At 45.6% G+C, this 13948-nt stretch carries 11 protein-coding genes and 1 pseudogene; 6 read left to right on the top strand and 6 right to left on the bottom strand.

The features are described from left to right. Positions 1–100: 100 nt before the first annotated feature. Together RXV91_RS12680 and RXV91_RS12685 are read right to left on the bottom strand one after the other, a co-directional pair. Entirely contained in the window at positions 101–1078 is a 978-nt protein-coding gene (locus RXV91_RS12680) for a Gfo/Idh/MocA family oxidoreductase (protein ID WP_316440286.1), read from the bottom strand. A 225-nt stretch (positions 1079–1303) separates the two neighbouring features. Further along, positions 1304–2323, bottom strand: a complete 1020-nt coding sequence (locus RXV91_RS12685) for a Gfo/Idh/MocA family oxidoreductase (protein WP_316440161.1) — start codon at positions 2321–2323, stop codon at positions 1304–1306. Positions 2324–2544: 221 nt separating this feature from the next. On the opposite strand from RXV91_RS12685, the gene RXV91_RS12690 reads away from it, so the two are divergent. The 3 genes from RXV91_RS12690 to RXV91_RS12700 all read left to right on the top strand — a co-directional run bounded on the left by RXV91_RS12690 (position 2545) and on the right by RXV91_RS12700 (position 7560). After that, positions 2545–4548, top strand: a complete 2004-nt coding sequence (locus RXV91_RS12690) for a sodium:proton antiporter (RefSeq protein ID WP_316440162.1) — start codon at positions 2545–2547, stop codon at positions 4546–4548. Between the two features lie 269 nt (positions 4549–4817). Continuing rightward, positions 4818–6569 (top strand): 1-deoxy-D-xylulose-5-phosphate synthase, encoded by a 1752-nt coding sequence (locus RXV91_RS12695; protein ID WP_316440163.1) that lies wholly within the window; start codon positions 4818–4820, stop codon positions 6567–6569. Positions 6570–7005: 436 nt separating this feature from the next. Beyond that, positions 7006–7560 carry an isochorismatase family cysteine hydrolase gene (locus tag RXV91_RS12700; protein ID WP_316440164.1) on the top strand — a complete coding sequence of 185 codons (555 nt, stop codon included), beginning with the start codon at positions 7006–7008 and terminating at the stop codon, positions 7558–7560. A 60-nt stretch (positions 7561–7620) separates the two neighbouring features. On the opposite strand, the gene RXV91_RS12705 is transcribed toward RXV91_RS12700, so the two are convergent. From RXV91_RS12705 to RXV91_RS12715, 3 genes are read right to left on the bottom strand one after another with little or no spacing between them, the layout of a single operon-like run. Next, positions 7621–8394 carry an ABC transporter permease gene (locus tag RXV91_RS12705; RefSeq protein WP_003642673.1) on the bottom strand — a complete coding sequence of 258 codons (774 nt, stop codon included), beginning with the start codon at positions 8392–8394 and terminating at the stop codon, positions 7621–7623. Then, a complete protein-coding gene (locus RXV91_RS12710) occupies positions 8384–9094 on the bottom strand; it encodes an ABC transporter ATP-binding protein (RefSeq protein WP_003642672.1) in 711 nt (236 codons plus the stop codon). Before RXV91_RS12710 ends, RXV91_RS12705 begins: the two co-directional genes overlap by 11 nt. Continuing rightward, the gene (locus RXV91_RS12715) at positions 9075–9464 is read right to left on the bottom strand and encodes a GntR family transcriptional regulator (protein ID WP_003642671.1); all 390 of its coding nucleotides are present in this window, start codon (positions 9462–9464) and stop codon (positions 9075–9077) included. Before RXV91_RS12715 ends, RXV91_RS12710 begins: the two co-directional genes overlap by 20 nt. 187 nt (positions 9465–9651) lie before the next feature. On the opposite strand from RXV91_RS12715, the gene RXV91_RS12720 reads away from it, so the two are divergent. Continuing rightward, positions 9652–9933, top strand: coding sequence for a bacteriocin immunity protein (locus RXV91_RS12720; RefSeq protein ID WP_316440165.1), 282 nt, complete (start codon positions 9652–9654; stop codon positions 9931–9933). A 733-nt stretch (positions 9934–10666) separates the two neighbouring features. Here the strand turns inward: RXV91_RS12720 and RXV91_RS12725 are convergent. Next, positions 10667–11591 (bottom strand): annotated as a pseudogene (locus RXV91_RS12725) (alpha/beta hydrolase). Between the two features lie 117 nt (positions 11592–11708). Between RXV91_RS12725 and RXV91_RS12730 the strand changes: the two are divergent. Together RXV91_RS12730 and RXV91_RS12735 are read left to right on the top strand one after the other, a co-directional pair. Then, positions 11709–13508: a M3 family oligoendopeptidase gene (locus RXV91_RS12730; protein WP_316440166.1), complete on the top strand. Its 1800-nt coding sequence runs from the start codon at positions 11709–11711 to the stop codon at positions 13506–13508. A 17-nt stretch (positions 13509–13525) separates the two neighbouring features. Further along, on the top strand, positions 13526–13942 hold the full coding sequence (locus tag RXV91_RS12735; protein WP_316440167.1) for a helix-turn-helix transcriptional regulator: 417 nt from the start codon (positions 13526–13528) through the stop codon (positions 13940–13942). Positions 13943–13948: the final 6 nt, after the last annotated feature.

Below are 13948 nucleotides of genomic sequence, written 5' to 3' on the forward strand. Positions count from 1 at the left end.
AACCGCTTTTAAAAAGGCCGACTTCTTAATTTTATAAGAAGTCGGCCTTTTCAATCACATTAATACGAATCTATAATAATTTGATAATTAGCTTTGGAAATTAGCCCAATCGCAATCCCGCGCTCGCTAACGCTTGGTCAACAACTTCCATGACCGCTTGGGAATGATCTAATTGCCGCTTAACGGTTACCATATCGTGATTAGCAATAAGACGTTCAAACGCCACAAACTCAGCATACATCCGATGCTCAGCTTGATTAAGCGCTAAATCAGTTGTCGTTCCATCATGTGCAATTTCAGTGATACTTTCGACCGTATTAGTAGGACCGTTGACAATGATCGAACCAGTCGTCCCCTGAATCGTGGAACGTACCGGTGAAGTCGAATCCTTGGCACCGATACAAACGACTTTAACATTCGGATAGGTCAACACTAAGATGCCTGATGTATCAATATTTCGTTCAACATTAGCTAAATACTGCACGTGCGTTGGTGCGCCTAACAAGCCAACCACAAAATGAATATTATAAATATTCAAGTCCATCAGGGCGCCCCCACCAAGCTTAGGATTAAAAGCTGGTAAGATCGTTCCGGCTTTAAACTGATCATAACGTGATGAATACTGCGAATAGTTGCATTCGATAATTTTCAAGTCGCCCAACTTGGTCAAATCACGTTTGATTGCCTGATAGTTTTCCAAATACTGATTCGTAATTGCTTCGATTAACACTAAGTCTTGGCGACCTGCCAATTCGATTAGTTCCGTTAGCTGGGATGCCACTAACGTAAACGGCTTCTCACAAATGACGTTCTTCCCCGCTTGCAATGCCCGCTTCGCATAGTCATAATGTAATGAATTCGGCAAAGCGACGTACACTGTATCAATTGTTGTATCGGCTAGCAAAGCTGCATAATCTGTGTAGACCGTTCCAATACGATACGTGGCTTGCAGCTCGCGAGCTCGCGCCACACTCCGCGGCGTTGACAGCAACCCCACCAATTCAATCGCGGGAATGCGCTTCACCATTGGCAAGAAGTCCTGAACAATCTTGCCTGTTCCTAAAATTCCTAATCGCATCATAATCCTCCTCATAATTTATATTAACGAATTAATGCCTGCCAAATGCAACCAGCTAAGGCCCGCTGAAAAAAGCTCAAGTTTGCGTAAACATGTTTGGCCAGCATCGTCCTACACCGACTTCCAACAATTGGCACCCAGCCCCTAGGACGCACACCGGCAGACGAACAACAATCTAAAAACGACACGTACTAATAGCTAGACTAGTGCAGTGCTCAAGAAGATCTAATGTCGGCATTGTTGAATACCAGTTTCTAACATTTTCACTTGCAGCAACGTTTCCTCATCTTTGACTAACTTAGGTTGCCCATTGATAATGCTGTCGTAAACACCGGCGTAAACCCGACTGTAGTCACCAACTTCCGAAACGACTGCCTCTTCATGATACTGACCCGCATCGTCGATATAAGTTAACGTACCATAGTTTTCAGATTGATCAATGCCAAAGTCAGCGTGATTCGGCATGTAAAAATGTTTCAGATCGTATTCCTGACGATCCTTAGTCGCCTTTACGAACATGCCCTTTTTGCCATAAACCACGAAGCTCGGCCGTGATTTAATGCGGAAATAGCTAGATTTTACAGAGACTTTCAAGGCACCGTAATACAGGTCGATATCAAAATAATCATTCATCCGGTCACTTCCCAATAGTTGCCGAACATCATAGTGCACGTCATCCGGCTCCCCGAAGTATGCAATCACTTGGTCTAAAGTATGGCAAGCATGACCATATAAATAACTCGTATCTAATGAAAAATGGTCAACATTGGTTGGAACCTCTGGCCGGAAATAATCAAAGTGCATTTCGACTTCCAGCAAGTCACCGAGGACGCCGCTTTCAATGACCTTTTGTGTCGTCAAATAGTCCGAATCAAAGCGCCGATTCTGGTAACACTGAATAAACAAATGCTTTTGCTTAGCCAATTCAAAAAGTTCGCGGGCTTCCGCTGATGTTTCCGTAAATGGTTTTTCCACCAAGACATTCTTACCATGGTTCAAGACATCCTTAGCTACCGAATAGTGCGTATGACTAGGCGTTGAAACAACTACGAGCTGAATATCAGGGTCCTCATAAATATCTGCTAACGTAGTCGTGTAATGCACGTCCGCAATTGGTTGCCAATTCTGGCGTCCTGAACGTGAATAGATGGTCTTCACCTTAATTTGATCTTTGAGTTTCAGTGCAAATGGTAAGTGATAGCGGTTAGCACTCTTACCGTTGCCGATATAAGCAATTGTTAACATCACGATGTCCTCCAGTTAAGTTGATAATTTCATTATACTGACTTAGAACGTCACGCCAAGCTAATGACATACTTTAGGTCAAAACGTTCAATAATTAACTTCTAATCGGTCTGTTTTTAAACATTAGGTCCAGCCCCAAATTAATCATTGCAGATAATACTTTTATTCATATGATTGCGTTAAAATTAAACTACTTTACAAAATCTAGGAGGAAATTTGGTTTGCAAACCGTTTTCTTAGTCTTATTACTCGTCGCGGCGGTCGTCGTTGCTAACGCCGTCTACGCACGTTTCAATCAAGTCCCAGTTGCCTTTCTACAAATTGGTGCTGGTTTAATCTTGTCACTGATTCCACTGTATCGAAATTTTGAATTGGAACCTGAAATTTTCCTATTCGTCATTATTTCGATTTTAATGTTTAACGATGGTCAAAACACCAACTTTCGCAAGCTCAGTCACCAGTTTGGCACGACCCTTTCGCTTTCGGTAGTGTTAGCCATCGTGACCATCCTAATTGTTGGTACGGTCACTCACTTACTGATTCCCGAGTTTTCGCTGGCACTTGCTTTTGCCCTTGGCGCTATTATTACGCCAACCGATGCCGTCGCGGTCTCATCGATTACGACTAAAGTTGCGATTCCAGGTGAGGTCATGACGACCCTTGAAAATGAATCACTGTTCAATGACGCTTCCGGAATCGTGGCCTTTAACTTAGCGATTGCTGCGATCGTCACTGGTAAGTTTTCGGTCTGGCACGGAATCACTAACTTTTTATATGTTTTTGCCGGTGGAATCTTCGTCGGCCTAATCATCGGTTATGTCATTGTTGCCGTCAGGATCATGCTTATTCACATGCGAGTCGACACGCCTTCTGTGATCGTCCCCTACACATTACTGACACCGTTTGTCGTCTATTTCTTAGCCGAATCATTAGGCGTTTCCGGTATCTTGGCTGTTGTTGCCACCGGTCTCATTCATGGTGTCCAGTCCGATCAATTGCGGTTGACCACTTCCCGGCTACAAATCGTGATGACAACGACTTGGTCAATCGTGGCTAGTATTTTGAACGGTATCGTCTTTGTGTTATTAGGTGTGTCGTTGCCAAGTGTCATCAACCACTTACAGCAACGTGATACTAGTTCGGTCGCGGTATTAGTCGGTCTGGGAATCTTGCTCTACCTAATCATGACGTTCGCCCGTTTTCTCTGGACGCGCTTCGACTTAGCCCGTATTCGCGCGTGGGATAATCATGAAAAGACCCGTAATGCATTCGTGATGGGTCTGAGCGGCGTTCACGGCACGATTACGCTGGCGATGGCCTTTTCATTACCACTAACACTCAACGGCAGTGCTTTTCCTTATCGCAACGATATTATTTTCGTTGCCGCAGTGGTCATTCTAACTAGTCTGCTGGTGCCAACACTTTTGTTACCGTTGACGTTGCCAAAACAAGTTGTTAAGGTCACTGAAGATGAATTGGCAACCGCCAAAGCTGACATGGTAACTCACGCTATTGATCTCATGCAAGCACGCCATGGTAATAATGCTGGCACTAGTAAAGTGATTGCGATTCTGTCCGGCCAACGAGTACTAGATGGTCGTCCTAAGCGCTCGCAACTGGCGAGCTTGTTCGACGCCACTTTCAAAGTTGAACAAACCACTATTGATGAAATGGTTGCCAACAATGAAATCACGCCCCAGGCCGCCGAAAAGTACATGCGCGTCGCTAGTCAGACGCGTCTGCAGAATCAACAAACTTTCTTCGAACGCTTTAAATTATTTTTCCGGTTTACACTCAGCAAATGGTCGCTCAGTAAAAAAGCTCGTGCCCGACGTAAAATGTTCCGACAATACCGGCCCCGTGGTGGTCAGAGTCGAACTGAGCTCATGACTCGTAATCGGCAAATGTGGCAACAAATGCGACAGATCGAACAAAAGCCGTATGAGGCCGTGTTAGCTTATTTAGCTGACACGATTACTGCCGAAAATCAGCAAGCTATCGGGATCGTTCGCCGCGCCTATGATGAACGTCATCGCCGCCTATCTGGTGAACGGGATTTCCAGGAAACTCAAAATGAGCTTCTAATTGAAGCATTCCAGTTGGAATATAACTTCATTCAGACCCAATTAGCCAATAAAACATTCAGCTCAGAACTTGGTAACCAACTCTATGAACAAATTTCAACTGATCAGTTAGTTTACTTGCAATCGATCAATACCGACTAAATTCGTTTAGTAATGTCAATAACGTGACCAACTGTCCACACCACTATTTGGGCATCGGGTCCGTTACACTAACGTTGTACCATTGGTCGAACTGCCAACTGAACGTCCCAACAAGCCCCCCAATCTTGTGACCATGGTAACCTAATGACGCCTGACAACTTGTCGGCGTCATTTTTTATGATATTTTTGAAACAAAACACTTGTCTTAGAGTGGCTCTAAGGTGCTAATCTATAAAAGTATTCATGAATGAGAAAGTGAGCGATAGATAATGGAAACACCGATTTTAGCACGCATTGATCAGCCGGCCGATCTGAAACAATTATCCTTGCCGGAATTAACACAACTCGCAAGCGAGTTACGTCACGTCCTACTCAATAAAGTTAGTCAAACTGGTGGTCACGTTGGCCCTAACTTGGGCGTAGTCGAATTAACCATTGCCTTTCACACCATTTTTAATTCACCAGTTGATAAGGTTGTATGGGATGTTTCACACCAATCCTACACACACAAGATTCTAACGGGCCGAAAGCAAGCTTGGCTTGACCCCGCTCATTATAATGATGTCAGCGGCTACACTGCCCCAGAAGAAAGCCCCCACGACTATTTCAATATTGGTCATACTTCAACCTCGATTGCCTTGGCAACTGGCATGGCTGTTGCTCGTGACCTTGAGGGCAAAACAGGCAATGTCATGGCAGTGATTGGTGACGGCTCATTATCCGGTGGTTTAGCATTGGAAGGTCTAAACATCGCGGCCACCTTAAAGTCTAACCTCATTATTCTGGTTAACGATAATGGCATGGCAATTGCAGAAGACCATGGTGGCATTTACCAAAATCTCCGTGAACTCCGCGAAACTAACGGCACGAGTTCCCATAACTTGTTCAAAGATTTTGGCCTCGATTATCGCTACGTTAATGATGGTAACGACCTTGAGACCATGCTAACGACTTTTAAGGAAATTAAGGATGTCGACCACCCAATCGTGTTGCACGTCCATACCGAAAAGGGTCACGGCTATCAACCCGCGATCACTAATAAAGAAGCTTTCCACTGGCACGTGCCGTTTGACCTAGCGACCGGTCAGACGTTGCATCCCAACACCAAGGAAACGTATACGGATGTCATTCATGCCACGTTAGCCGATGAGTTAGCAGCCAAGACGCCTATCACGGCAATTACGGCGGCTGTTCCAGGAACTTATGACCTCAAACGCTTTGCTCGCCAATATCCAGACCGGTACTTTGACGTCGGCATTGCCGAACAAGAATCGATTACATTTGCTGCCGGACAGGCCCAACAAGGCTTACGGCCAATCGTCTTCCATTCTGGTACCTTCTTGCAACGGGCCTATGATCAACTATCCCATGATCTTGGCATCAATAAATTGCCCGTTACGATCATGGTTGCCGGTGGCCGCATTAACGCAGGCGATCCAACTCATCAAGGTATCTTTGACGTTGCCATGCTCAGTAATATTCCTAACTTAACTTACTTAGCGCCAACGACCAAGGAAGAACTTCAAGCCATGATGCACTGGGCTCTCCATCAAAATAACGGTCCGGTTGCCATCCGGGTACCAAGTAATGACGTCCAGTCAGTACCTCTAGCGCCTGATTTTGACGCAACTAAGATGCACACATTACACGCTGGTCAGCAAGTTGCTTTACTCGGTGTAGGCAGTCTCCTGCCTTTAGCAACAGCCGTGCAACAACAATTAGCTGAGCAACACATTGACGCGACGCTCATTGATCCCCGGGACATTTCTGACCCCGATACGACGACTTTGGCCAACTTAAAGGCCGACCATCAGTTAGTTGTCACGGTTGAGGAAGCCAGTCTCAGCGGTGGTTTTGGTGAAAAAGTTAGTCGCTACTATGGCAACAGCGCTATGCGCGTTCTGAACTTTGGTGCTGCCAAACGCTTTAATGACCGTGAAACAACTAATGAACTGCGGCATGAATTTAAGCTGACCCCTGACCAAATTGTCACGGCAATTACTGATCAACTAGCAGAATAATCATCAGGCCAGCGACTCAACTTTCGTTTACCCACCAAAAGTCTAGCCAGTATGTTGTCGAACTCAACACGCTGGCTAGACTTTTTATATTTAACTGACAATAACCCAATCTCAGTTTAACGATTGGGAAAACAGGACGGCGGCTACTGTGCCAATTTGGGGCAAAAATCAGCAATTAGCAAACAGAACGCCGGCTAATAAGTCGCCATTCGCAATTATTTATATTAACGCCCGATACCTGGCGCCTTGGTCGGCCACAAAATATTATTAATATTTTATTGTTCAGAAAAGACTTTCAGCAAGCTGCTGTCCTTATAGCTCCAAATCTCATTAATATAATTATTTAGTCAATCCAACGCTAGTTAAACAATTGACAGTCCCATCAGAGTTGTTTACAGTAAAACCAATCTCAAACCTAATATTGGAGGCCTTTATTATGGCAAGTCACCAAGCCTTACTGATTATTGATTATACGAATGATTTTGTGGCTGACGGCGGGGCACTCACTTGTGGGCAACCCGGCCAAGCGCTCGCACCAACGATCGTCAAACTCGCCAACCAAATGGCTACGGCAAGCGACTGGGTCTTACTGCCAACCGATGTCCATACCCCGCATGATCCTTACCATCCCGAAAGCAAGTTGTTTCCACCTCATAATGTTCGGGGTACTTGGGGTCGTGAACTCTATGGGCCACTCAAAGATTGGTACGCTGATCATCAAGCCGCCGATAATGTTTGGGCATTCGACAAGACGCGTTACAGTTCATTTGCGGGTACTGATTTGGATTTACGTCTGCGAGAACGCCATGTTGACACCCTGCACTTAGTCGGTGTTTGTACCGACATTTGTGTCCTTCACACGGCTGTTGACGCCTATAATTTGGGTTACCAACTCGTCATTCATCAGGATGCCGTTGCTAGTTTTGACGCCGCTGATCACGAATGGGCGTTGCGTCACTTCAAAAACAGCTTAGGTGCAACCATCGTTTAAAAAATGCGCAATAAAAATCACTCATTCAATACGAATGAGTGATTTTTTAGGATTACTAAATTAATTCAAGGTTGGCTCAACCCATTTTTGCAACATCAAGGTATTCAACACACCTTCAACTAAGATAACTGCCAACATGACGAGACTACCGACCCATAAAGAATCGATTTGTCCCTGGTTGACTAGCTGACTGGAGAGAAAGCTGACCATGCTAATCAACAAATTAGCTAAGCGGAAAGCTACGTAAATGACCACCACCGTGATAATCACATTGACGAACCGTTGCCGAAATCGTGGTAAAAAGCCCTTGGTCGCATTCGTAACAAAATGGCAAAGCGTTATCGTGCTCCAAATCAGAATCGTCACAAGAACTAAGACTAGCAACGTTCCGAGTGCGAACTGCACGGCACTACCCGCATCAAACTGGCTAAAGAACAGCGACGCTGATGTTAAGCCTCCCATCAGTTCATTCCAACCAATCCACAGAGTTAAGCAGAATAAAATCACTTGGACCAACCAAACATAAACAATATCAACCAACGAAACGACTAAATTAATCGTATAGCGTCGCCAATCGCTAATTGGCAATAACCAGAACGTCCCCGCCCGGAAGAATTTTTCATTTGAAACTGCCAATAAGATAAACCCAACGATTAAAGGTAACGCCATCCAAGCACATAAATTATAGAATAATGTGGCAGCTGTGAAGTTTCCTTTGATGGCAGTCCACAAACTAGTGACAATCACCGCCAAAGCTTCGATACCAATCAATAAACTCATTTGCTTAAAGCGTGGCCAACTGAGGGCCTTAAATAGTGACCAACTACTTGTCATCCGTCACACCTCCCATATATAAGCTCTCATAATAATCTTCAAGTTCCATGCCATGTTCGTCGCGAATCTCATCTGCACCCTGATGAACAACAATTGTTTGGTCCTTAACGACCACGATTTCATCAAGAATCGGCGCGATTTCAGTGACATAATGATCACTAATCAATAATGTCGCTTCGGCAGGCGTCCACTTGATAATACTGTTAATAATTTTTTTGCGGCTCATACTGTCGATCCCACTAAACGGTTCATCTAATAAGTACAAAGCCACTTTGCGACTCAGGGTCAGCGCAATGATTAATTTCTCGCGGGTCCCCTTAGACAACTCACCCAATTTTTGTTGTTGGTTGAGTTCCAGAAAGTCAACCAGCTCTTGATAGCGTTTGGCGTCAAAATCAGGATAAACAAGTTGATAAAATTGCGCGATTTGTTGTAATTTCATACCGGCACTAAAACCAGTCAAATGATCCGTGAAACTTACCTGCTGCTTACGGGCTACGGCAGTTGTCGCGCCATTGATCACAATACTGCCCTGACCCTTGGCACTACCCGTAATTAGTCGCATCAAGGTCGTTTTACCCGCCCCGTTTTCACCTAATAAACCGACAATCTTGCTGGGCGCCAGGGTTAATTGAACATTTTGTAAAATCATTCGTTGATTATGTTTATATCGTAAATCCTTAATCGTCAATGCTGTCATGATTGTGCTCCTCTCGTTGGGCAATGTATTGTTGCAGACTCGCCACGATTTCGGCGTCACTTAAATTTAGTGCGTGCAATTGGTCGTACGCTAATGCTAATTGCTCGTTCACCAGTGTAGTCCTCAATTGCATAATATGCGCCTGATCTTCCGTTACGAAATTCCCCTTACCTCGTTGGGACGTCAGAGTGCCTTCCGTAATCATCTCACTGAGTGCCCGCTGAACTGTATTAACATTAACCGTCAAGTCCAACGCAAGCTGCCGGACTGCGGGCAACTTTGCCCCTGGTGGTAACGTTCCGTCAATCATTTTATGATAAATATACTGTTTGATTTGATAATAAATCGGAACCTTGTCATCAAATTTCAATTTAACGGCCTCCTTAGTGTTCTATTTTTCTATTACAATATAACACAGCTGATACCAAAAGTACAATAATGACCTACCGTTACTTGTGATAGCGGTTACATTTGTAACTTGAATCTCAATTTAGGAGCGCTATACTTAAATTAGGACGTGGACTAAGTTCGCCACATCACAGGAGAGGGATGGTAGCATGTTAAAAAACGAAAACGCCATTGCGCTAATTCGCGCCATCGATGTCGCTTATAGTGACCCCGAAGTACGCGCAATTCCCGAATTACAACAAGCCTTAGCTAAGGCCGCACAAGACTTAGACTGTGTTGCGGACCACCATCAAGTCGCTAGCCGCCTAAACCAGTTGCTAACTACTTGGGGGGCTCGTCATTCACAAGACCCCGCCGTACTTGACCAGTTATACCTGATCACACTCAAAGATGGCGTCGATGTACCTTGCCAGGTCCCATACCGGGCATAATTATCTTAATATCACAAAAACTCCCAGATCGAATCGATTTGGGAGTTTTTGTGATATTAAGAGGCCGTTTGTTTGATTCCTGTTCGTCAGCAATGATCGTCCGATTCCGACCTCCGGGGCTGGGTGACAATTGCTGGAACGTAAGCCGAAAGCAACCCACTTCCGACTAAGAATAATTTGGCTACTAAGCATTGTCACCCAGCCCCTCCAGTCGGTAAGCCGCTCGAATGGCTGATGAACGGCCACTGAACTCGGTACAATCTGTCGTTGGCTATTTTGGCAAAGGAACCTCCAACGAAAATTTAAGGTTACAGTAACCGCTTTGTCTAGACGGTCAATTATTACTATGTTGATTGAGAAAATTACCGTTTATGAAAAGCAACGACAAATCCAGCAAAAGTTGGGTATATCCCTGTCCGCCATTCGAATACTCTCCCGACTGGAAGGCGTTTCTGACAATGCCCAGTGGTGAAATTTCACTTAGCAAGCGTCCTGTGCTTGGTTAGTGAAAGGCTAGTATTTGAGACGTGGTTTTTCGGCTCAAATCTGTGCTCACCACGTTCCGGCAATTGGCAGAAATGCCTGGAAGTCGGCGTAGGACGAACTAACTAAGCAAGGTTACGCTAACTCGCACTTCTTCCAGTGGTCCATAGCTGGCTGCTTTTGACCTTGAAAGTTAGCCTCTTAATATTACGATTCATGACAAATCAGTGCTAATTCAAGCAAGCTAACATTACTGTACGTATTGTTCCAAGAATGCGGCGACGTGACGCTTGTAACGTTGGTAATTCTGAGTAATGGCCGTGGTGTGGCCGGCTCCCTTCACCAACCATAAAGACTTGGGTTGGTGAGCATTGCGGTACAGCGTCTTGCCCATGCTAGTCGGGACAAAATCATCCCGGGTACCGCTGATAATCATGATAGGCAAGTGGTTTTTACGAATCTGTGCGACTGCATCCGCCTCTTTGAAGCTATAACCAGCGCGCAACTTCGTAATTAGACTGGTCACATTGACTAGCGGAAATGCTGGCAAGTGGTACAACTGCCCCGCTTGATAACTAATAATCGCATTGGCACTCGTAAACGGGACTATCGACGACGTACGCTTTGATCTGTGGAAGCTGTTGTTCACCACTGGCCATTGTCATCCCAGCTGCGCCCATACTGATACCGCTCATCACGATTTGAGTTGTGGCCGTTTTATGTACGACGGTTTTGGCCCACTGCAAGTCGTCGCGGCGCTCCAGCCAGCCGTAGCCGACCGCTTTTCCCTGGCTTGCACCACTTGCTCGGGAATCAGGAACTAAGACATTATAACCGAGTTCGTGATACATCCCAGCCCACGCCCCCATTAATGACTTATTACCAGCAAAACCGTGCGCCAAAATGACGGTCTTCTTAGACTGCTTAGCGGGAAGATACCAAGCAACCAAACGTAAGTGATCGCTTGATTCAATAGTCCACGTCTGTTTACGTGCATGTAAATACCAATACTTTTGGTGATAAACCGAACTTTTTTTCGATAATTTGGTGCTTTGCGTAACAAACGCTTTGTCACCACGCGCAATCGCCACATGATAAAAATAACTACTGGCACCGATCAAAGTCCCCACCACTAGGACAACAAGCACCCCCAGCGTGATCCACCATTTCTTCATTATGTCTCACTCCTTGATTTCATAAAAATCCGTTTCAAGCGGGAAAATTTCGCCACTCCTTCATAATAACCGTTATAATTAAAGATAACTAGACCATATTGAGGAGGGCTTTATTTTATGCACTATTCCGAAACGTGGGATTTGGACAGTATCTTTGCTGGTGGCATTGATTCCCCAGCACTGACTGCCAAAATGTCCACGATTAAACAACAGTTGACCACGACAGCAGACACCTTAGTTCACTGGCGCGCTGCCGCTGACACACCAGACGCCGACTGGTTTACCCAACTCGTCAACAGTCTGCAAGCCATTCAAGCCGGTATTGACCAAGCTACCGTTTTCGTGGTTGCTTATCAATCCGCACATGCGGACGACACCAAAGCCGCCCCACTACTGAACCAAATTTATCAACTTGATAATCAGTTAAACAATTTATTAACCCGCTTCAAGAAGCAGCTCGTTAAGTTAGATCAAGCCACCTTTGACACGCTCGTGCAACAACCGGCACTACAAGCCATCGCCTTTAACTTAACCGAAATGCGTCAGCAAGGCTTAGCACTCCTAGATGACGACACTGAAGCCCTAATCAACGACTTAGCACTCGATGGTTTTCAGGGTTGGAGTGACCACTACGACACGTTAGTTAGTCAAATTCAAGTGCCATATACCGATGAGAATGGCGTAACCCACCAACTGTCCGCGGGGCAAGCCCAAAACATGTTAGCGGCCGCCATGCCGAACGCCCAACGCGCCGAATTAATGCGCAACTGGGAGCACGCTTGGCAAACTCACGCCGCTCCCTTTGCTGATACGTTGAACCACTTGGCGGGCTTCCGACTTGCCAATTACCGTGCGCATGGTACCACGAACTTCCTACAAAAGCCACTAGAACTCAACCGTATGAGTCAAGCGACACTAGACACAATGTACCAAGTTGTCGCTGACAGCAAGGACATTTTACTAAGTTACCTGAAGCGTAAGGCCCAGTTACTCGGTAAAGATCAACTAGATTGGCAAGATATTGAAGCCCCATTAACCTTGGGACAGCTTCCTAGCCAAACTTACAACCAAGCTGCCGACTTTGTCATTAACAACTTTCGCCAATTTAGTCCAAAGATGGGCGCTTTAGCCCAACACGCCCTTGAACATCGTTGGGTCGAAGCTGAGAATCGCCCTAATAAGCGACCCGGTGGCTATATGGAAAATCTACCAGAGACCCACGAATCCCGAATTTTCATGACGTTTACGGGTTCACCTAATGACACAGCCACCCTCGCCCACGAATTAGGGCACGCCTTTCATGGCAGCGTCATTCAAGATCTACCACTTTGGCGTCAAGATTACGCGATGAACGTGGCCGAAACCGCCTCAACATTCGCCGAACTGATTGTCGCTGACGCCAGTGTCAAAGCGGCCGATGATGCCAAAACCAAATTAACTTTATTGGATGCTAAAATGCAAAATCCGTTAGCTATGTTCCTTGATATTCGAGCCCGCTTCTTGTTTGAGACACGCTTCTATACCGCCCGTCAGCACGGGATCGTCACTCCTGATGCCTTGTCAGATTTGATGCTAACCGCCCAAAAAGACGCCTATGGTAATGCCTTAAATACTTACCACCCGATGTTTTGGGCTAGCAAGTTGCACTTTTACATTGACGACGTCCCGTTTTATAACTTTCCATACACATTTGGCTACCTTTTCAGTCTCGGTATCTATGCTCAAGCTAAAACACAATTGGACTTTGAAGACCGCTACATTGCCCTATTGCGAGACACCGCCAACATGTCGACCGAAGCCCTAGCTGCCAAACACCTCGGTGTTGATCTGACCAAACCAGCCTTCTGGCAAGCTGGTGTAGCTTTGATCAAGCGGGACATCGATGAATTCATGGCGTTATCCGCACCGTTAATCTAAGGAATGGAAGTGAGCACATGTTTCCAGAACGTTTAAGAGCACTACGTCGGGGGCAAAAAATGACCCTTGCTCAACTCGCGGCGGCCCTCAATCAAATGCCGACCGCTGACAAAGCAACTCGCCAAAATACCGCCGCTCAAATTGGTAACTGGGAACGGGACTTACGGACCCCGTCCTACCTAGAAGTTCGTAAATTAGCCGAGTTTTTTAACGTCACGACCGATTACTTGTCAGGCAAATCAGATCAAGAAGAGTATGACCTCGGCCGCATCTTTTTATCGGGCAAGCCGCTGACATTTAATCAAGAACAATTATCCAGTGAAGACCGTTATGAACTGTTTCAGTTGATGGATGGTTACTTACATGGCCGCCAGCATCGGGTTTCAACGGATGTGACCGGCCAAGAAGAATTAGACTTACACTTTGATGACTAGGAGTTT

The organism is Lactiplantibacillus sp. DA1, assembly GCF_032681335.1.
Lineage (GTDB): Bacteria > Bacillota > Bacilli > Lactobacillales > Lactobacillaceae > Lactiplantibacillus.

Excerpts from the sequence above, each read along its gene's own strand:
- RXV91_RS12735 (WP_316440167.1), top strand. The coding sequence starts at position 13,526 with ATGTTTCCAGAACGTTTAAGAGCACTACGTCGGGGGCAAAAAATGACC.
- RXV91_RS12710 (WP_003642672.1), bottom strand. The coding sequence starts at position 9,094 with ATGACAGCATTGACGATTAAGGATTTACGATATAAACATAATCAACGA.
- RXV91_RS12720 (WP_316440165.1), top strand. The coding sequence starts at position 9,652 with ATGTTAAAAAACGAAAACGCCATTGCGCTAATTCGCGCCATCGATGTC.
- RXV91_RS12705 (WP_003642673.1), bottom strand. The coding sequence starts at position 8,394 with ATGACAAGTAGTTGGTCACTATTTAAGGCCCTCAGTTGGCCACGCTTT.
- RXV91_RS12695 (WP_316440163.1), top strand. The coding sequence starts at position 4,818 with ATGGAAACACCGATTTTAGCACGCATTGATCAGCCGGCCGATCTGAAA.
- RXV91_RS12680 (WP_316440286.1), bottom strand. The coding sequence starts at position 1,078 with ATGCGATTAGGAATTTTAGGAACAGGCAAGATTGTTCAGGACTTCTTG.
- RXV91_RS12685 (WP_316440161.1), bottom strand. The coding sequence starts at position 2,323 with ATGTTAACAATTGCTTATATCGGCAACGGTAAGAGTGCTAACCGCTAT.
- RXV91_RS12730 (WP_316440166.1), top strand. The coding sequence starts at position 11,709 with ATGCACTATTCCGAAACGTGGGATTTGGACAGTATCTTTGCTGGTGGC.
- RXV91_RS12700 (WP_316440164.1), top strand. The coding sequence starts at position 7,006 with ATGGCAAGTCACCAAGCCTTACTGATTATTGATTATACGAATGATTTT.